The sequence below is a fragment of the Streptomyces sp. NPDC093089 genome (assembly GCF_044754405.1).
GTDB lineage: Bacteria > Actinomycetota > Actinomycetes > Streptomycetales > Streptomycetaceae > Streptomyces.
The window spans coordinates 610,921-629,421 of sequence record NZ_JBIVPA010000004.1 but is presented as its reverse complement, the minus strand read 5'-3'; the positions used below and the strand labels follow the sequence as shown (position 1 = coordinate 629,421).

Here is an 18,501-nt window from a genome sequence, read left to right as displayed (position 1 = left end):
TCCTTCTTGGTGGCGAGGTCGGCGCGGGCCGCGTAGGCGGTGCCGCCGAACCCGTTCCAGGTGGAGGCCGAGAACTGCAGGCCGCCGAAGTAGAGGCCGTTCGCGCTGATGACGGTCCAGTCGCCGCCGCTCTCGCACTGGGCGACCTTGTCCCAGGTCGCCACCGAGGCCGCGGAGGCGGGGGCTGCGGTGAGCAGGGTTCCGGAGAGGCCGGCCGATACGGCGAGCGCGGTGGCGGTGGCGAGCAGGCGGGGACTGCGGGACATCGGACTGACTCCTGGGGAAGGGGGGCGGGCTCGGTGGGGCGGGGGCCCGGCCGGCCGGAGGGGATCCGGCCGGCCGGGCGGTGGCGGAGCGTCAGCCGAGCTTGCTGGCGGACCAGTTCCAGCTGGTCACCGAGGACGAGGCGCTGTCCCAGGACTTGACCGGGTTGGCGAAGTCGGTGCCGGTGCTGGTGAACTTCCAGATGGCGGTCCGGTTGGTGCCGTCGTCCTGGACGCCGTAGCCGTAGAGGACGCCGATGTCGGTCTTGCCGTCGCCGTTGAAGTCGCCGGCGGTCAGCTTGCTCGACTTGGTGTTCCAGCTGTCCGCGCCGGAGTCCCACTTCTTCGACGGGTTGGTGAAGTCGGTGCCCGTGCTGGTCAGCGTCCACAGCGCCGAGACGTTGCGGCTGTCCTCGGTCTGCCCGTTGTCGTAGAGGATGCCGACGTCGGCCTTGCCGTCGCCGTTGAAGTCGCCGGTGGTGACCTTCGAGCGGTCCCAGTTCCAGGAGCCGAAGTTGGTGGAGTCGTTGTCCCACTTCTTGGACGGGTTGGTGAAGTCGGTGCCGGTGCTGGTCATCGTCCACATCGCCGTGACGTTGGTGCCGTCCGCCTGCTGGCCGTTGTCGTAGAGGATGCCGATGTCGGTCTTGCCGTCGCCGCTGAAGTCGCCCGCGACCATCTTCGAGCGGTCCCAGTTCCAGGAGCCGAAGCTGGTGGAGACGTTGTCCCACTTCTTGGAGGGGTTGGTGAAGTCGGTGCCGGTGCTGGTCATCGTCCACAGGGCGGTGACGTTGGTGCCGTCCGCCTGCTGGCCGTTGTTGTAGAGGAGGCCGACGTCGTCCTTGCCGTCGTTGTCGAAGTCGCCCGTCGTGACCTTCGAGCGGTTCCAGTTCCAGGAGCCGAAGTTGGTGGAGTCGTTGTCCCACTTCTTCGAAGGGGCGCCGAAGCCGGTGCCGTTGCTCGTGAACGTCCACATCGCCGTGACGTTGGTGCCGTCCGCCTGCTGGCCGTTGTTGTAGAGGACGCCGATGTCGTCCTTGCCGTCGCCGTTGAAGTCGCCGGTGGTGACCTTCGAGCGGTCCCAGTTCCAGGAGCCGAAGCCGGACGTCTCGCTGTCCCACACCTTGACCGGCTGGTTGAAGCCGGAGCCGTTGCTCAGGTACGACCACAGGCCGGTGCGGTAGGAGCCGTCGGCCTGCTTGCCGTAGTCGTACAGCACGCCGATGTCGGCCTTGCCGTCACCGTTGAAGTCCGCGTGGAAGGTCGACGTGGCCTCGCCGTTGGACGTGATGATCTGGGCGCGGGAGGCGCCCGTGTTGCCGTTGGAGTCCGTGACCTCCGCCGACACGATGTGCTTGCCGTCCGGGAAGCGGCTGGTGTCGAGGGCGAAGGAGTACGGGGCCGACGTCAGCTTGCCGCTGACCGGCTGGCCGTCCACGTAGTACTGCACCGAGGCGACCGAGTAGGTGCCCGGCGAGACCGCCGACGACAGGTTGGCGATGCCGGACATCGTGCCGGTCGCCCCGTTGAGGTCGACGGTCGGCGGCGTGGCCTGCTGGAGCTTCGGCGAGATGTAGCCGCTGATCGTCTGGCCCCACGGCGCCTGGCCCAGACGGTAGGACGTCGTCGAGTTCGTCGACACGATGCCCTCGGGGTGCGTCGAGTGCCCCTGGTTCCCGCCGGTGATCGTGACGACGCCGTTGCTGACCCCGGTCACGATGGCCACGTGCTGCGCCCACCCGTTGTTGTAGCCGTACACGACCGCGTCACCGACGTGCGGCGTGCCCGACAGGGTGCCGTACTGCTGCCCGTACTTGTAGAAGCTCGCCGCGGTGTCGTCGAGCATCGTCTGGCCCTTGATGTTGAACTTGGACCAGACCCAGCCCACGAAGTCGGCGCACCACGCGTGGGCCTGGCCGCCGTCGGGGGCGCAGCTGTTCGTCTGGCTCAGGCCGTTGTCGTAACCACCGTTCGCACAAGGGCCGTTGCCGTTCTGACTGGTGGCCCGGGCGGCCATGTCGGTGAACTCGTCGGCGTACGCCGGGACGGTCGTGAGACCCGTGAGGGCGGCGGCGACGACGAAGGAGGCGAGGCCGGTCCGGACGGTGCGGGGGAGAACGCTGCGGGACATGAGGGAACTCCTGACGAAGGGCATGGCGGTGCCCTGGGAAGGGGTGGGTGAGGAGAGACGGCGCGCACGGGGGCGCCGGGAAGCACGGAGGCGAGGGAGGAGGCGACCGGAAGGTGGCTCAGTCGGCGACGAGCGCGTAACCCTGCGCGGCGAGGGCGGCGCGGGCGCGTTCGAGGAGGGGGCGCATCTGGGTGACGGCGGGGCCGTCGGCCTTGGCGCGGACGAAGAGGTAGAGGTCGATGCCGGAGCAGGTCGCGCGCGGCGTCACGTGTTCGAGACCGTCCTCGGGGCGGGCGTGCGCCCACAGCAGATCGGTGACGACGGCCGACGTCCCGGCGGCGCGGATGCCCGTGGAGGTGGTGGTCAGGGAGGCCAGGACCACACGCATCCCGGGTCAGTCCCAGATGATGCCGGAGTCGTCGGCCGACCCGGCCGGGACCGAGTCCCAGATGATGCCGGAGTCGTCGGCCGACCCGGCCGGGGCCGAGTCCCAGATGATGCCGTCGTCGCCGGCTCCCGAAGCGGCGCGCACCGAGTCCCAGATGATGCCGTCCGTGCCCGTGGTGCCCGCGGCCTGCGCGGTGGTGGCGGCGGTGACGGACACCAGGACGGCGAGACCGGCGGCGGCGGCGAGACGGGAGATGCGCGACATGACGAGGTTTCCTTCCGGAGAGGTTCGGGTGGTGACTGCTCTGGCGTCCGGTCGGTGACCGCGTCCGCCCTCGTGTCCCCTACCTTGCCGCCCCGTCCCCGGGGCCCGGAAGGCTTCCCCGGTGTCCTGAAGCTGTCCGGCAGCATCAGGACACCGGGCCGCCACTCCCCGGGCGCACCCCGGACAAGATCGGGTAACTTCGGGCCCAGTCAGGGCTGACACGACCCATGGGGGGGTTGAAATGCTCGAAGTGCTGGGACTCGACGCCGACGAGGAATCGGTCTACCGGGCCATGCTCGCTGCTCCGTCCGGCGGGATCGGGGAGCTCGCCGGGCGCCTGGGAATGTCCGAATCGCGGGTGCGCGACGCGCTCGACCGGCTCGTCGACAGGGATCTGCTGACACCGTCCCGGGAGTCCGCGGGCGGCCTGCGGGCCCTCTCTCCGGAGGTCGGCCTGGAGCTGATGCTCCAGCGCCAGGAGGCCGAACTCGCGCAGAGACAGGAGATGTTGGCGCAGAGCAAGGTGGCGGTGGCGCGTGCGGTCGCCGCGTACGCGGACCTGCGGCCGAACACCGAGACCGAGCAGGCCGAACGGCTCGTCGGACTCGACGCCATCCAGGAGCGTCTCGCCGTGCTGGCCAGGGGCCTCGTCGAGGAGTGCCAGTCGATCCTCCCGGGCGGCGCGCAGTCGCAGCGCAGCCTCGACGCCGGACGGCCGCTGGACGAGGCCGCGTTGGCGCGCGGGGTCCAGATCAGGGCGGTGTACCAGGACAGTGCGCGCAACGACGGGCCGACCCTCGCCTACGCGCAGTGGACGACCGAGCGGGGCGGCCAGGTGCGGACGAGTCCCGTCCTGCCGCCCCGGATGCTGATCTTCGACCGGCGGACGGCCCTCGTACCCATCGACCCCCGGGACTCGAAGCTCGGCGCCCTGTGCACCTCGTCGCCCGGCATCGTCGCCTCACTCCTGTCGCTGTTCGAGCAGACGTGGGAGACGGCCGTCCCCCTCGGCGCCGACCACCGGGAACGCCCGGAGGACGGCATCACCACGGGCGACCGGGAACTGCTGCGGCTCCTCGCCTCGGGACTCACCGACGAGGGCGCCGGTAAGCGCCTCGGCATCTCGGTCCGCACGGTCCGCCGCCAGATGGCGGCCCTCATGGAGCGGCTCAACGCGACGAGCCGGTTCGAGGCCGGCCTCAAGGCCGCCCAGCGCGGCTGGCTCTGAACGAGGCCGCGCCGGACCCTCCGCGGACGCCGGACGCCGGACCCTCCGCGGACGCCGGACGCCGGACGCCGGACCCTCCGCGGACGCCGGACGCCGGACGCCGGACCCTCCGCGGACGCCGGACGCCGGACGCCGGACCCTCCGCGGACGCCGGACGCCGGACGCCGGACGCCGGACGCCGGACGCCGGACGCCGGACGCCGGACGCCGGACGCCGGACGCCGGACGCTTGGCATTTGGCACCTGGCACCCCTGGTTCCTGGTGCCTGACGCCGGCCGCTCCGACGCCCGCGGAACGCGCCGCGCCCGCCGCACCGGAACCGGTGCGGCGGGCGCGGGTGTCGCCGAGGGCGTCCTGTCAGGTCAGGCCGGGAGGCCCAACTCCCGGGCGATCAGCATGCGCTGGACCTCACTGGTGCCCTCGCCGATCTCCAGGATCTTCGAGTCGCGCCACATGCGGGCCACCGGGTACTCGTTCATGAAGCCGTAGCCGCCGTGGATCTGGGTGGCGTCGCGGGCGTTGTCGACGGCCACGGTGGAGGAGTACAGCTTCGCGATGGCCGCCTCCTTCTTGAAGGACTCGCCGAGGACCAGGCGCGAGGCGGCGTCACGCCAGCCGATGCGGGCCATGTGCGCCTTGGTCTCCATGTCGGCGATCTTGAACTGGATCGCCTGGTTGTCGGCGATCGGCCGGCCGAACGCGTGGCGCTCGTGCGCGTACTTCACCGACTCGTCGACGCAGCCCTGCGCGAGGCCCGTCGCGAGCGCCGCGATGGCCACCCGGCCCTCGTCGAGGATCCGCAGGAACTGGGCGTAGCCGCGGCCCTCCTCGCCCAGGAGGTTCTCCACCGGGACGCGGACGTCGTCGAAGGACAGCTCACGGGTGTCCGAGGCGTTCCAGCCGACCTTGGAGTAGGGGGCGGCGACCGTGAAGCCGGGGGTGCCGGAGGGGACGATGATCGAGGAGATGAGCGGGCGCCCGTCGGGCTTGCGGCCGGTGACCGCGGTGACCGTGACCAGCCCCGTGATGTCCGTACCGGAGTTGGTGATGAAGCACTTCGAACCGTTGATCACCCACTGGTCGCCGTCCCGGACGGCGGTGGTGCGGGTGCCGCCCGCGTCCGAGCCCGCGCCCGGCTCGGTGAGGCCGAAGGCGCCGAGGACCTCGCCGGAGCACAGCTTCGGCAGCCACTCCCGCTTCTGCTCCTCCGTGCCGAACCTGAAGACCGGCATCGCGCCGAGCGAGACGCCCGCCTCCAGGGTGATGGCCACCGAGGAGTCGACCCGGGCCAGCTCCTCCAGGGCGATGCCGAGGGCGAGGTAGTCGCCGCCCATGCCGCCGTACTCCTCCGGGAAGGGGAGCCCGAACAGGCCCATCCGGCCCATCTCGCGGACGATCTCGTACGGGAACTCGTGCCGCTCGTAGTAGTCGCCGATCTTCGGGGCGACGACGTCGTGCGCGAACTCCTCGACGGTGCGGCGGAGTTCCTCGTGCTCTTCGGTGAGCCGGTGGTCGAGGGACATGGGTTTCGTCACTCCTTGTGGGAGAGGGCGCGGACGGTACGGGACGGGCTGGGGCGGCCCAGTTGTTCGGCCATCCACCCGCTCGTGGCGGTGAGGGCGGCCAGGTCGACCCCGGTCTCGATGCCGAGACCGTCGAGCATCCACACGAGGTCTTCGGTGGCGAGATTGCCGGTCGCGCTCTTCGCGTACGGGCAGCCGCCGAGGCCGCCGGCGGAGGCGTCGACCGTGGTCACCCCGTGCCGCAGCGCGGCCAGGGTGTTGGACAGGGCCTGCCCGTAGGTGTCGTGGAAGTGCACGGCGATACGGGAGGTGGGGACGCCGGCCTCGTTCAGCCCCGTCAGCAGGGCCTGGACGTGGCCGGGGGTGGCGACGCCGATCGTGTCGCCGAGGCTCAGCTCGTCGCAGCCCATGTCGGCCAGGGCCTTGGTCACGCGGACGACCTGCTCGACCGGCACGGCCCCCTCCCAGGGGTCGCCGAAGCACATCGACAGGTAGCCGCGGACCTTGAGCCCGGACTCTATGGCCCGGGTGACGGTCGGCCGGAACATCGCGAGCGCCTCGTCGACGGTCCGGTTCAGGTTGGCCTTCGCGAAGGACTCGGTCGCCGAGGCGAACACGGCGACCTCGCGGGCGCCGAGCGCGAGCGCCCGGTCCAGACCCCGCTCGTTGGGGACGAGGACGGGCAGCCGGACCGGCAGGTCGCGGACGAGCGGGAACAGCTCCTCGGCGTCCGCCAGCTGCGGCACCCACTTCGGGTGCACGAAGCTGGTCGCCTCGATCGTGCCGAGGCCCGCGGCGGCGAGCCGCCGCACGAACTCCGCCTTCACCCCGGTCGGGACCGTGGTCTTCTCGTTCTGCAGGCCGTCCCGCGCCCCGACCTCGTGGATCCGGACCCGGGCGGGGAGGGAGGGGTCCCTCACGGTCATCGGCAGGCTCACGCGCCCTCCTCCTCACGCGGCGCCACCACGGCCAGGATCTGGTCCATGGCGACGGTGGTCCCGGGCGTGACGTCCAACTCGGTGACGGTCCCGGCGTGCGGGGCGGAGATGACGTGCTCCATCTTCATCGCCTCCACCACCAGCAGGCTCTGCCCGGCCTCCACCTCGTCCCCGACGGCCACCTTCACGACCGTCACGGTGCCGGGCATCGGCGCCGCCAGCGTGTCCGCGCCGCCGTGCCGCGCGCCGCTGAGCGCCGCCTCGACCGGGTCGTGGTCCAGGACGTTCCAGGAGTCGCCGTCCCGGCCGAGCCAGGAGCCGGCACGCCGGAAGCGGTGGGCGATCCCGTCCACCGTCACGGTGACGGCGGTGTCCGTGACCCGGCCGCCGGCGGGGGCGCCGACCGTCACGGGTTCGACCCCCGCCACCCGGAACGGGAAGGCGAGGGGCTTCGGCGTGCCGCCGAGGCGGAAGCCGTTCGGCACCGAGAACGGGTCCGTCCAGCCCTCCCGGGGCTCCGGGGCCAGCTTCGCGGCCCGTACGGCGGCCGCCGCCGCGTACACCTCGTCCGGGACGCCCGTCGGGACCAGGGACTCCGCGTCGCGCTCGACCAGGCCGGTGTCCAGCCGGCCGGCCACCACGTCCGGGTGGGCGAGGAGGCGGCGCAGGAAGCCGGCGTTCGTGGGGACGCCGAGGGTGACGGTGGCGGCGAGGGCGGCGCGCAGCTTGCGCAGGGCCGCCTCGCGGGTCGGCGCGTGGACGATGACCTTGGAGAGCATCGGGTCGTAGAGGGACGAGACCTCCGTGCCCTCCGACAGGCCCGAGTCGGTGCGGACGCCGTCGCCCTGCGGCTCGTGCAGCGACAGGACCGTGCCGCCCGAGGGGAGGAAGCCCCGGGAGGGGTCCTCCGCGCAGACGCGGGCCTCGATCGCCCAGCCGTCCAGGCGGACGTCGTCCTGGGCGAAGGGGAGCGGCTCGCCCGCCGCGACCCGCAGCTGCCACTCCACCAGGTCGACGCCCGTGACGAGCTCGGTGACCGGGTGCTCGACCTGGAGGCGGGTGTTCATCTCCATGAAGTAGTACGAGGAGGGGTCGCCGCCCGGGACGATGAACTCCACCGTGCCCGCGCCGACGTAGCCGCAGGAGCGGGCCGCCTCGACCGCCGCCGCGCCCATCGCGGCACGGATCTCCGGGGTGAGGAGGACGCTCGGCGCCTCCTCGATGATCTTCTGGTGGCGGCGCTGGAGGGAGCACTCGCGCTCGCCGAGGTGGACCACGTTGCCGTGGGTGTCGGCGAGGACCTGGATCTCGATGTGCCGGGGGCGGTCGATCCAGCGCTCCACGAGGAGCGTGTCGTCGCCGAACGAGGAGCGGGCCTCGCGGCGGGCCGCCGCGATCTCGTCCGTCAGCGTCGACAGGTCGCGGACCAGCCGCATGCCCTTGCCGCCGCCGCCCGCGCTCGGCTTGAGCAGGACGGGGGCGCCCAGTTCGCGGGCGGCCGCCTCCAGCTCGGGGTCGGCGGCGCCCGGCACGACCGGGACGCCCGCCGCCTTCACGGTCTCCTTCGCGCGGATCTTGTCGCCCATGAGGGAGATCGCCGCGGCGGACGGGCCGATGAAGACCAGCCCGGCGTCGGCGCAGGCCTGCGCGAACCCGGCGTTCTCGGCGAGGAAGCCGTAACCCGGGTGGACGGCCTGCGCGCCGGTGCGCCGGGCCGCGTCGAGCAGCGCCGGCACGGACAGGTAGGACTCGGCGGCCGGCGGCGGGCCGATCCGCACCGCCGTGTCCGCCTCCCGCACGTGGCGGGCGTCGGCGTCCGCGTCGCTGTAGACGGCCACCGAGCGCACGCCCATCTCCCGCAGGGTGCGGATGACGCGGACGGCGATCTCGCCCCGGTTGGCCACGAGGACGGTGTCGAACATGCTCTGCATCTTCTGGGGGCCCTTCACATCCGGAAGACGCCGAACTGGGGGTCACCCAGGGGCGCGTTGGCACAGGCGGTCAGGGCGAGGCCGAGGACCTGCCGGGTCTCCAGCGGGTCGATGACCCCGTCGTCCCACAGCCGGGCGGACGCGTAGTAGGCGTTGCCCTGGCTCTCGTACTGCTCGCGGATCGGGGCCTTGAAGGCCTCCTCGTCCTCGGCGCTCCACTCGTCGCCGAGCTGGTCCCGCTTGACGGTCGCGAGGACGGACGCGGCCTGCTCGCCGCCCATGACCGAGATCTTGGCGTTGGGCCACATCCACAGGAAGCGGGGGGAGTAGGCCCGGCCGCACATCGAGTAGTTGCCCGCGCCGTAGGAGCCGCCGACGACGACCGTCAGCTTCGGCACCCGGGTGGTGGCCACGGCCGTGACCATCTTGGCGCCGTGCTTGGCGATGCCGCCGTGCTCGTACGCCTTGCCGACCATGAAGCCGGTGATGTTCTGCAGGAAGACGAGCGGGATCCCGCGCTGGTCGCACAGCTCGATGAAGTGCGCGCCCTTCTGGGCGGACTCGGCGAACAGGATGCCGTTGTTGGCGACGATGCCGACCGGGTGGCCGTGGATCCGGGCGAAGCCGGTGACCAGCGTCTGCCCGTACTCGGACTTGAACTCCTGGAAGCGGGAGCCGTCCACCACCCGGGCGATGACCTCGCGCACGTCGTACGGGGTGCGGGAGTCCACCGGCACCGCGCCGTACAGGCCGTACGGGTCGACCTTCGGCTCCTCGGCCGGCTCGACCGACCAGGGGAGCGCGCCGCGCTCGGGGAGCGTGGCCACGATGTTCCGGACGATCCGCAGCGCGTGGGCGTCGTCCTCGGCCAGGTGGTCGGTGACGCCGGAGATCCGCGAGTGGACCTCGCCGCCGCCCAGCTCCTCGGCCGTGACGACCTCGCCGGTGGCCGCCTTCACCAGCGGCGGACCGCCGAGGAAGATCGTGCCCTGGTTCCGCACGATCACGGCCTCGTCGCTCATCGCCGGCACGTACGCGCCGCCGGCCGTGCACGAGCCCATGACCGCCGCGATCTGCGGGATGCCCGCGCCGGACATCCTGGCCTGGTTGAAGAAGATCCGCCCGAAGTGCTCCCGGTCGGGGAAGACCTCGTCCTGCATCGGCAGGAAGGCGCCGCCCGAGTCGACCAGGTAGAGGCAGGGGAGACGATTCTCCAGCGCCACCTCCTGGGCCCTCAGGTGCTTCTTCACCGTCATCGGGTAGTACGTGCCGCCCTTGACGGTCGCGTCGTTGGCGACGATCACGCACTCCCGGCCGGAGACCCGGCCGATGCCCGCGATGACGCCGGCCGCCGGGGCCTGGTCGCCGTACATGCCGTCCGCCGCGAGCGGGGCCAGCTCCAGGAAGGGCGAGCCCGGGTCGAGGAGGGTGTCCACCCGGTCCCGCGGCAGCAGCTTCCCGCGCGCGGTGTGCCGGGCCCGGGACTTCTCACCGCCGCCCAGGGCGGCCTTCGCGAGCTTGGCGCGCAGGGTCGCCGCCAGCTCGTGATGGGCCGCCTCGTTGGCCTGCCAGGCCGCGGACGCGGGGTCCGCCGCGCTCGTCAGCACAGGTGCCTGCTGCATCCCTCGAGCTCCCTTGCTCGGTTAATGAGCGTTAACGTATGTCGCCCAGGTTAACGACCGCTAACGGGGTTGTCTAGAATCGAATCCATGACCACGACCCCCGCCACGACCTCGATCGCCACCGGCAGGACCGATGCCCCGACGCGGCGCGAGCAGATCCTCAAGGAGGCCGCCCGCCTCTTCGCGGCCCGTGGCTTCCACGGTGTGGGCGTGGACGAGATAGGAGCCGCCGTCGGCATCAGCGGCCCCGGCCTCTACCGCCACTTCCCCGGCAAGGACGCGATGCTCGCCGAGCTCCTCGTCGGCATCAGCGAGCGGCTCCTCGACGGCGGCCGGCTCCGCGTCGGCGAGGCCGACGGGGACCCCCGGGCCCTCCTGGGCGCCCTCATCGACGGCCACATCGACTTCGCCCTCGACGACCGCCCGCTCATCACCCTCCACGACCGCGAGCTCGACCGCCTCAAGGACGAGGACCGCAAGCGGGTCCGCCAGCTCCAGCGCCAGTACGTCGAGCTCTGGGTCACCGTCGTCCGCGAGCTCTACCCCGACGCCGCCGAAGAAGAGGCCCGCACCGCCGTCCACGCCGTCTTCGGCCTCCTCAACTCCACCCCCCACCTCGCCGCCCTCGGCCGCGGCCCCATGGAAGACCTCCTCAGGCGACTCGCCGACGGGGCGTTCGGGGCGCTGGCGCGGTAGCGGCGGACGCGCCGCCCGGCACCGGCACCGGCACCGGCACCGGCACCGGCGGCGGCACCAGGAACCGAAGGGCGCTACGGGGGCGGGTGCGGGCGGCCGGGAGTTCCCGGCGGGCCGGGGGACACAACGGTCCACGGGGCGGAACCGGTTGCCCCGCGCGGCCCGCACTCGGACAGAATGAGCCCCATGCCGATACTCAGCCGTGCCGCCCTCGTCGAGCACCTCGTCCGCACCCGGATCGCGGGAGACGTCGCCACCCCGCGCGACAACAACCTCTCCCACTACCGCAAGCTCGCCAACGGCGACCGGCACTACTGGTTCGGCCTCGAGTTCGGCGACCGCTGGACCGACGAGCAGGACGTGCTCGCCGTCATGGCCGAACGCTGCGGCGTCATCGACGACCCCGCCCACCGGGCCGGCCAGGACACCATCGACCCCGAACTCACCGTCGACGGCCTCGACCGGCTGGCCGCCCGGCTGCGCAAGGCCGCCGCGGGCCGGGAACGCGTCCTCTTCGCGACCGGCCACCCCGGCGCGCTCATCGACGTCCACAGCCGGGTCGCCGCCGCGCTGCGCGCCCAGGGCTGCGACATCGTGCGCATCCCCGGCGGGCTCGTCGCCGACGAGGGGTACGTGGTGCAGTTCGCCGACGTCGCCGTCTTCGAGCGCGGGGCCAGCCTCTGGCACACCCACTCCCCCGAGCCGATGAACGCGATCCTCGACGCGCTCGGGGAGTCCGGGCGGCCCGACCTCGTCGTCGCCGACCACGGCTGGGCGGGGCGCGCCGGCCAGCGCGGCGTCGACGCCGTCGGCTACGCGGACTGCAACGACCCGGCGCTGTTCCTCGCCGAAGCGGAGGGCACCCTGCAGGTCACCGTCCCGCTCGACGACCACGTGCTCGACCCGCGCTTCTACGAGCCGATGACGGCGTACACGCTGAACGCAGCAGGCCTCGCCTGACCGACCCCCACGCCCCTGGCGGACGGATTGCCCGCGCGGCAGTGGGCGCGGCCCGCAGGGGAGGGGGAGCGGGCCGCGCAGGGGCCGTCAGGGGGTGGGGCGGTGCTGGGTGAGGCCTGGGGTCGGGTCCAGGTAGACGCGGTGGATGGAGGGGAAGCGGTCGCGGAGTTGGGACTCCGCGTCTTCGCAGGCCCATTCCACCTGCTCGGCGGAGGCGACGTCCCGGAAGTCGATCTTTGCCGCGACGAGGACTTCGCCGGGCCCTTGGATCAGGGTGATGAGGTCGAGGACGTCGACGACGTGCGGGACGGTGAGGATCTCCTCGCGGATGCCGGACCGCATGCGTGACGGGGCGGGGCGGCCGATGAGGAGTTCGGCGTTGGAGCGGCCGAGGACCCAGGCCACGTAGACGAGCAGGACGCCGATGAGGATGGACGCGATGCCGTCCCAGACGCCGGAGCCGGTGAGCTGGCCGCCGAGGAGGCCGGCGGCGGCGAGCATGAGGCCGGTGAGGGCGGCGGAGTCCTCCATGACGACGGCCTTGACGGTGGTGTCGGGGGTGAACCGCAGGTAGGCGGCGAAGGGGGCGCGCATGCGTTCGGCCTCGGCCTTGACCTGCCGGACGCCGGTCCGGAGGGAGAAGCCCTCCAGGACGAAGGCGACGCCGAGGACGATGTACGAGATCGTCGGGTCGCCGAGTTCCTCGCCGTGGGTGAGGGTGTGGATGCCGTCGTAGACGGAGAAGACCGCGCCGCCGACGAAGGTCGCGACGGCCGCCAGCATCGCCCACACGTACCGTTCGCCGGCGTAGCCGAGGGGGTGGTCCTCGTCGGCGGGCTTCTCGCTCCGCTTGAGCGCGGTGAGCAGCATGACCTCGGTGACGGTGTCGGCGACCGAGTGGGCGGCCTCGGAGAGCATGGCGCTGGAGCCGCTGACGAGGCCGGCGACGACCTTGGCGGCGGCGATCCCGAGGTTCGCCGCCGCCGCCACGATCACCGTGAAGGTGCTTTCGCTGTTTTCCGTCATGAATCGGACGGTATGTTCGGTCGTCAGCGCGGGACGCGAACGACACCCTCCTGGATGACGGAGATCGCGAGCCGCCCGTCCCGCGTGTAGATCCGCGCCTGGCCGAGGCCGCGCCCGCCGGAGGCGGTCGGCGACTCCTGGTCGTACAGGAGCCATTCGTCGGCCCGGAAGGGTCGGTGGAACCACATGGCGTGGTCGAGGGAGGCCCCGACGACGTCGCCGACGGCCCAGCCGCCGCGCCCGTGGGCGAGGAGCACCGAGTCGAGCAGCGTCATGTCGGAGACGTACGTGGCGAGGACGACGTGCAGCAGCGGGTCGTCGGCCAGTTTGCCGTTGGTGCGGAACCAGACCTGGGAGCGGGGTTCGCGCGGGGTGCCGACCGTTCCCCAGGGGGGCGTCTCGGCGTAGCGCAGGTCGACGGCCGCACGGGCTTCGATCAGCCGGTCCGCGACCTCGCGGGGGAGGTGGCGGGGGAGCATCTCGGTCGGCGCGGGGAGCGACTCCGGGTCGGGGGCGGGCGGCATGTCGACCTGGTGGTCGAGCCCCTCCTCGTACGTCTGGAAGGACGCCGAGAGGTGGAAGATCGGCTGCCCGTGCTGGACGGCGACGACCCGGCGGGTGGTGAAGGAGCGGCCGTCGCGGATGCGGTCGACCGTGTAGACGATCGGCGCGCCCGGGTCCCCGGCCCGCAGGAAGTACGCGTGGAGCGAGTGGGCGAGCCGGTCGGCCGGGACGGTCCGGCCCGCCGCCACCAGCGCCTGGGCGGCCACCTGGCCGCCGAAGACGCGGGGGACGAGCGCGGACCGGGACTCGCCGCGGAAGATGTCCTGCTCGATCCGCTCCAGGTCGAGCAGATCGAGCAGGTCGTCCAGCGCCGTGGGGGCGTCGGGCACCTACAGGCCCATCGACTTGGCGATGATCGACTTCATGATCTCGCTGGTGCCGCCGTAGATGCGGTTGACGCGGTTGTCGGCGTAGAGGCGGGCGATCGGGTACTCGTTCATGTAGCCGTAGCCGCCGTGCAGCTGGAGGCAGCGGTCGATGACGCGGTGGGCGACCTCGGTGCAGAAGAGCTTGGCGCTCGCGGCCTCGGCCGGGGTCAGCTCGCCGGCGTCCAGGGCCTCCAGGGCGCGGTCGGCGACGGCCTCGGCGGCGTCGACCTCGGCCTGGCAGGCGGCCAGCTCGAACTTGGTGTTCTGGAAGTGCGCGACCGGCTTGCCGAAGACCGTGCGGTCCGTGACGTACTGCTGGGCGAAGCGGACGGCGGCCTTGGCCTGGGCGTAGGCGCCGAAGGCGATGCCCCAGCGCTCGGAGGCCAGGTTGTGGCCGAGGTAGTAGAAGCCCTTGTTCTCCTCGCCGAGCAGGTCCTCGACGGGGACCTTCACGTCGACGAACGCCAGCTCGGCGGTGTCGGAGGTGCGCAGGCCGAGCTTGTCCAGCTTGCGGCCGATGGAGTAGCCCTCGGACTTGGTGTCGACGGCGAAGAGGGAGATGCCGTGGCGGCGGTCCTCGGCCGTGGGGGCGGAGGTGCGGGCGCAGACGATCACGCGGTCGGCGTGGACGCCGCCGGTGATGAAGGTCTTGGCGCCGTTGAGGACGTAGTGGGTGCCGTCCTCGGAGAGCTTGGCGGTGGTCTTCATGCCCGCGACGTCGGAGCCGGTGCCCGGCTCGGTCATGGCGAGCGCCCACATCTCCTCGCCGGTGACGAACTTCGGCAGGTAGCGCTTCTTCTGCTCGTCGGTGGAGAGCATCTTGATGTAGGGCAGGGCCAGCAGCACGTGCACGCCGGAGCCGCCGAACTGGACGCCCGCGCGCGAGGTCTCCTCGTACAGGACGGCCTCGAACTTGTGGGTGTCCAGGCCCGCGCCGCCGAACTCCTCCGGCACGTTGATGCCGAAGATGCCCAGCTCGCCCAGCTTGTCGTAGAACTCGCGCGGCGCCTGGCCCGCGGCGAACCACTCGTCGTAGACGGGGACGACCTCGGCCTCGATGAAGGCGCGGATGGTCTCCCGGAACGCCTCGTGGTCCTCGTTGAATACGGTACGGCGCACGGTGCGTCTCCTCCGGTGTGCGGGCGGGCCCAGTTTTCTAAGCGCTTGCTCAGGATGTCGTCAACGAAGTTACCCATCGGTCACCCACCCTGTCCAGACTCCTCGCCTGTGATCCAGGCCCGCCCCACGGAGTCGTACCCGTACACGGGCCGCCCCTTCGCCCCGCTCGTCCGAAAGGGTGCGCCGTCCTCGTCCCCGATCCGGACCGTGCCCCGGCGCCCCTCCGAGCTCCACTCCAGCTCCAGGTACCAGCGGCAGTCGCACCCCGCCGCCCCCGCAAAGACCAGCAGCTCCTCCGGCTCGGCGACGCTGACCGCGTACGGGAAGGAGACCGCCGGGAGCGTCCGGCCCTCCTCCCCGGAGGCGTCGTACCCGTCCAGCGCCCGCGCCACCGGCCGCGGCCGGTCCAGGTCCACCTCGAAACGGCGCGGCGTCACCGCCCCGCCGCACCCGTCGTCCGTCCGGTACGCCGCCCACGGCAGCGGCGCGCCCCGCTCCACCACCCGCACGTGCAGCGCCTGGAGCACCACCGCCGCCGCGCTCTTCCCCTGCACCGACACCCGTACCAGCGTCTCCCCGCCGTCCACGGCCCCCTGCGCCGTCGCCCAGTTCCGCGCGTCGGCCGCCTCCGGCGGGGGAGGGGGCGTCCGCTGCACGAGATAGGTGTGCCCGCACCCGTTCTTCCAGAGGTCCGAGGCGACCGTCCACGTCAGCGGCGCCGGTGGTTCGGCGGCCCGCTCCCGGGCCTTCCCGGGCAGGAGTACGGCTCCGAGCGTCACCGTCCCCACGACCGCCAGCGCCCCGCAGGCCACGCCCGCCCACCCCCACCGGCGCCTCCGCCGCCCGGACGGGAGGCCCGGCACGCGCGCGTGCACGGGTTCCGGCTGCGGCGCGTGCACGGGCTCCGGCTCCAGCTCCGGCTCCGGGGCCGACGCGGGCTCCGGGGCCGGCTTCGCCTCCGGCTCGGGCTCGGGCTTCGCCCCCGCGCCGGGCTCGGCCGCCGCCTCCGGCTCGGGCTCCGGCTCGGCCGCCGCCTCCGGCTCGGCCGCCGCCTCCGGCTCGGCCGCCGCCTCCGGCTCGGCCGCCGCCTCCGCCTCGGCCTCCGCCTCGGCCTCCGCCTCGGCCTCCGCCTCGGCCTCCGGCTCCGGCTCGGGCTTCGCCTCCGGCTCGGGCTTCGCCTCCGCGCCGGGTTCCGGTACCGGAGGGCGGCGAGCGCCGTCCGCGCGGGTCCAGGCCGCCTCCAGGGTGCGCCGCTCCTCCTCGTCCGCCCCGCACAGCAGGGCGAGGCGGTCGACCACGGCGAACTCCTCCGGGACGGTCGCGCCGGAGCAGTAGCGGTGGAGGGTGGACGCGCTGACGCTCAGGCGCCGGCCCAGCGCCTCGTAACTCCTCCCGTCCCGCGCCTTCAGCGCGCGCACGAGCCGCGCGAACTCCTCGACGGTGGCGTCCTTCGGCATTCCATCCCCCTCGCCCCTGCGTCCCACCCTTCACGTTCTGGCACGTCAGCGGGGGTGGAATGGTTCCGGGACGGATGACGGGCGCGTCACCGTTGCGGGCGGCGGGCGGCGGCCGGACGCTGGTGGAGCACTGACCGAACGACCCGACGGGGGATCCACCACCATGAACAAGCTCCGTATCGCACTCGCCACCGCCGCCGCTGCCGCCCTGGGCCTCGCGGCCCTCGCCACGGCCCCGGCGCAGGCCGCCGCCCAGCCCGCCTTCCTCGCCGCCTCCCAGATGCCGCCGTCGTCGACGCCGTGGACCGCCACCCAGGTCTTCGCCGGCGTCCCGGAGAACGGCGGCGTCCTCTGCGCCCCGTACAAGATCCCGGCGGAGAACACCCGCTACCGCGAGTTCAGCACCGAGCTCGACACCAACGGCGTCCAGATCACCACCGTCGCCCGCACCGAGGCCGACGCCGTGAAGCTGGTCGACACCCTCCGCAAGGCCCTCGCCGGCTGCGGCCCCCTCCTTGAGCGGCAGAACCCGGGCCTGCGGGCCGTCAGCGCCTCCCACGGCAAGCTCGCCGTCGAGGAGGGCGCCTGGGTCTACAGCCTGGACACCGCCGACCCGCAGATCGGCACCACCGACATCCACCTCTTCTCCGTCGGCCGCGACGGCCGCACCGTCACCCTCGTCCGCTGGGGCCAGATGGGCGACTTCGACGACGCCCCGCTGACGGCCTTCAAGACGACGACCCGTACCGCCGTGAACAAGCTCTGGACCTGACGCAGCGTCATCTTGATGGACGCTCGACTACTCAGGGTGACGGCGAAGTCGCGCAGTACCTCCATTCGGGTGATACTGGGACATGAGTAATTCATGTCGGCGCGCTCGTGTGTAGAGCCGAGCAGCCCATCCGTCATCAGGCCGGTCGGGGGGAATCCGGCGGGGGATCATTTCGAATGTGATGCGAAAGGACGCGTCATGGAACTCGAAGCTCTCCCCGATGAGGTCGTCGCCGAGATCGAGGTACGGGACCGCTGGAGGCGCGGAATGGCCCACGGCGGCCTGGAGTTCATCTTCACCGACATCGCGAAGTGGCCCGTGGGTTCGACCGTGAGGGTCGCGTTCCTCGATGGGAACGACCAGTTGCACGCGGACATCGCGGGCGCGACGAAGCAGATCACCGACGTCTGCAACCTGACGCTCGACTTCGGGCGGGACGACGGGAACGGCTCGTTCCGGCGGTGGACCACGGCCGACACCACCTACGCCGCCGAGATCCGGGTCAGCTTCGACCTGCCGGGCTTCTTCTCCCTGGTGGGCACCGACAGCACGGACCGCATGATCGGCGCGGGAGGCGGCCAGGTCGGGGGCAACCCCGGCCAGCGCAGCCTGAACCTCGGGCGGTTCGTGACGAACAGGCCCGTCCAGTGGGAGGGCACCGTGCGGCACGAGTTCCTGCACGCACTGGCGTTCCACCACTCCCACCAGAACATGCGCGGCACCTGTGAGGGCGAGTTCCGCTGGGAGGACCATGCCGGGTACGTCCCCACGCAGAACGCGGCCGGTGTCTTCGTGGCGGACGCCCAGGGTCGGCAACCCGGCATCTACACGTTCCTCGCGGGCGAGCCGAACAGATGGTCGCGCGCGAAGGTCGATCACAACCTGCGCACCGTGAACGACCCGGACCTCACCCTCGGGCCCTTCGACCGGCTGTCCGTGATGCTGTACCGGTTCCCGGACTTCTTCTACAAGTCCGCCCCCAGCAGTTGCGCGCCGGCCGGCAACGGGCAGAACCTGTCGGAGGGCGACAAGCGCGGGCTCGAACTGCTGTACCCGCACGCGGAAAGCGCGTTGGCGGACCGTCAGGCCCGTGCCGGCGCGGTCCTGCAGTCGCTCGGGGCCGGCCCGGAAGGGATTCCCGAGGCGAACGGCGGAGGTCTGGTCGAGGCGTACCGCAGCCGGGTCGCGGAGCTGGCCGCCGCCCAGGCGGCAGCCGTCCACTGAGCCGAACCGAGTCGAGGACCGAGCCGA

17 protein-coding genes are annotated in these 18,501 nt (G+C 72.3%); 5 read left to right on the top strand and 12 right to left on the bottom strand.

Features of this window, described 5'->3' with window-relative positions; all coding sequences use genetic code 11:
- The 4 genes from ACIQFX_RS12770 to ACIQFX_RS12755 all read right to left on the bottom strand — a co-directional run.
- The coding region (locus ACIQFX_RS12770) for a transglycosylase family protein (RefSeq protein WP_402461548.1) at positions 1-266 on the bottom strand (266 nt) is incomplete at its 3' end.
- 91 nt (positions 267-357) lie between these two features.
- Positions 358-2,394, bottom strand: coding sequence for an FG-GAP-like repeat-containing protein (locus ACIQFX_RS12765; RefSeq protein ID WP_402461546.1), 2,037 nt, complete (start codon positions 2,392-2,394; stop codon positions 358-360).
- 118 nt (positions 2,395-2,512) lie between these two features.
- Positions 2,513-2,782 (bottom strand): hypothetical protein, encoded by a 270-nt coding sequence (locus tag ACIQFX_RS12760; protein WP_402461543.1) that lies wholly within the window; start codon positions 2,780-2,782, stop codon positions 2,513-2,515.
- 6 nt (positions 2,783-2,788) lie between these two features.
- Positions 2,789-3,046, bottom strand: a complete 258-nt coding sequence (locus ACIQFX_RS12755) for a hypothetical protein (RefSeq protein ID WP_402461541.1) — start codon at positions 3,044-3,046, stop codon at positions 2,789-2,791.
- A 241-nt stretch (positions 3,047-3,287) separates the two neighbouring features.
- Between ACIQFX_RS12755 and ACIQFX_RS12750 the strand changes: the two genes are divergently transcribed.
- Positions 3,288-4,274 (top strand): LuxR C-terminal-related transcriptional regulator, encoded by a 987-nt coding sequence (locus ACIQFX_RS12750; protein ID WP_402461538.1) that lies wholly within the window; start codon positions 3,288-3,290, stop codon positions 4,272-4,274.
- Positions 4,275-4,636: 362 nt separating this feature from the next.
- On the opposite strand, the gene ACIQFX_RS12745 is transcribed toward ACIQFX_RS12750, so the two are convergent.
- Genes ACIQFX_RS12745 through ACIQFX_RS12730 form a run of 4 tightly spaced genes read right to left on the bottom strand, consistent with a single transcriptional unit; the run spans position 4,637 to position 10,288 of the window.
- Complete coding sequence (locus ACIQFX_RS12745; RefSeq protein ID WP_402461535.1) at positions 4,637-5,797, bottom strand: acyl-CoA dehydrogenase family protein; 1,161 nt, start codon at positions 5,795-5,797, stop codon at positions 4,637-4,639.
- An 8-nt stretch (positions 5,798-5,805) separates the two neighbouring features.
- Positions 5,806-6,735: a hydroxymethylglutaryl-CoA lyase gene (locus tag ACIQFX_RS12740; RefSeq protein ID WP_376480172.1), complete on the bottom strand. Its 930-nt coding sequence runs from the start codon at positions 6,733-6,735 to the stop codon at positions 5,806-5,808.
- Positions 6,732-8,666: an acetyl/propionyl/methylcrotonyl-CoA carboxylase subunit alpha gene (locus ACIQFX_RS12735; protein WP_402461531.1), complete on the bottom strand. Its 1,935-nt coding sequence runs from the start codon at positions 8,664-8,666 to the stop codon at positions 6,732-6,734. The genes ACIQFX_RS12740 and ACIQFX_RS12735 overlap by 4 nt, the downstream gene beginning before the upstream one ends.
- A 14-nt stretch (positions 8,667-8,680) precedes the next feature.
- On the bottom strand, positions 8,681-10,288 hold the full coding sequence (locus ACIQFX_RS12730) for a carboxyl transferase domain-containing protein (protein ID WP_402461528.1): 1,608 nt from the start codon (positions 10,286-10,288) through the stop codon (positions 8,681-8,683).
- Positions 10,289-10,375: 87 nt separating this feature from the next.
- Here ACIQFX_RS12730 and ACIQFX_RS12725 point away from each other — a divergent pair, with 87 nt between their 5' ends.
- Positions 10,376-10,984 carry a TetR/AcrR family transcriptional regulator gene (locus ACIQFX_RS12725; protein WP_402461525.1) on the top strand — a complete coding sequence of 203 codons (609 nt, stop codon included), beginning with the start codon at positions 10,376-10,378 and terminating at the stop codon, positions 10,982-10,984.
- Positions 10,985-11,170: 186 nt separating this feature from the next.
- Positions 11,171-11,944, top strand: a complete 774-nt coding sequence (locus tag ACIQFX_RS12720; RefSeq protein ID WP_402461522.1) for a phosphatase — start codon at positions 11,171-11,173, stop codon at positions 11,942-11,944.
- Positions 11,945-12,031: 87 nt separating this feature from the next.
- Here the strand turns inward: ACIQFX_RS12720 and ACIQFX_RS12715 are convergent, their stop codons facing one another.
- The 4 genes from ACIQFX_RS12715 to ACIQFX_RS12700 form a co-directional block, all read right to left on the bottom strand.
- A complete protein-coding gene (locus tag ACIQFX_RS12715) occupies positions 12,032-12,970 on the bottom strand; it encodes a cation diffusion facilitator family transporter (RefSeq protein WP_402461519.1) in 939 nt (312 codons plus the stop codon).
- 23 nt (positions 12,971-12,993) lie between these two features.
- Positions 12,994-13,863: an acyl-CoA thioesterase gene (locus tag ACIQFX_RS12710; protein ID WP_402461517.1), complete on the bottom strand. Its 870-nt coding sequence runs from the start codon at positions 13,861-13,863 to the stop codon at positions 12,994-12,996.
- A complete protein-coding gene (locus tag ACIQFX_RS12705) occupies positions 13,864-15,021 on the bottom strand; it encodes an acyl-CoA dehydrogenase family protein (protein WP_017237177.1) in 1,158 nt (385 codons plus the stop codon). It lies immediately after the preceding gene.
- An 80-nt stretch (positions 15,022-15,101) separates the two neighbouring features.
- Positions 15,102-16,478: a helix-turn-helix domain-containing protein gene (locus ACIQFX_RS12700; RefSeq protein WP_402461514.1), complete on the bottom strand. Its 1,377-nt coding sequence runs from the start codon at positions 16,476-16,478 to the stop codon at positions 15,102-15,104.
- Positions 16,479-16,641: 163 nt separating this feature from the next.
- Between ACIQFX_RS12700 and ACIQFX_RS12695 the strand changes: the two genes are divergently transcribed.
- Positions 16,642-17,250, top strand: coding sequence for a hypothetical protein (locus ACIQFX_RS12695; protein ID WP_402461513.1), 609 nt, complete (start codon positions 16,642-16,644; stop codon positions 17,248-17,250).
- A 198-nt stretch (positions 17,251-17,448) separates the two neighbouring features.
- The gene (locus ACIQFX_RS12690; RefSeq protein ID WP_402461511.1) at positions 17,449-18,474 is read left to right on the top strand and encodes a hypothetical protein; all 1,026 of its coding nucleotides are present in this window, start codon (positions 17,449-17,451) and stop codon (positions 18,472-18,474) included.
- Positions 18,475-18,501: the final 27 nt, after the last annotated feature.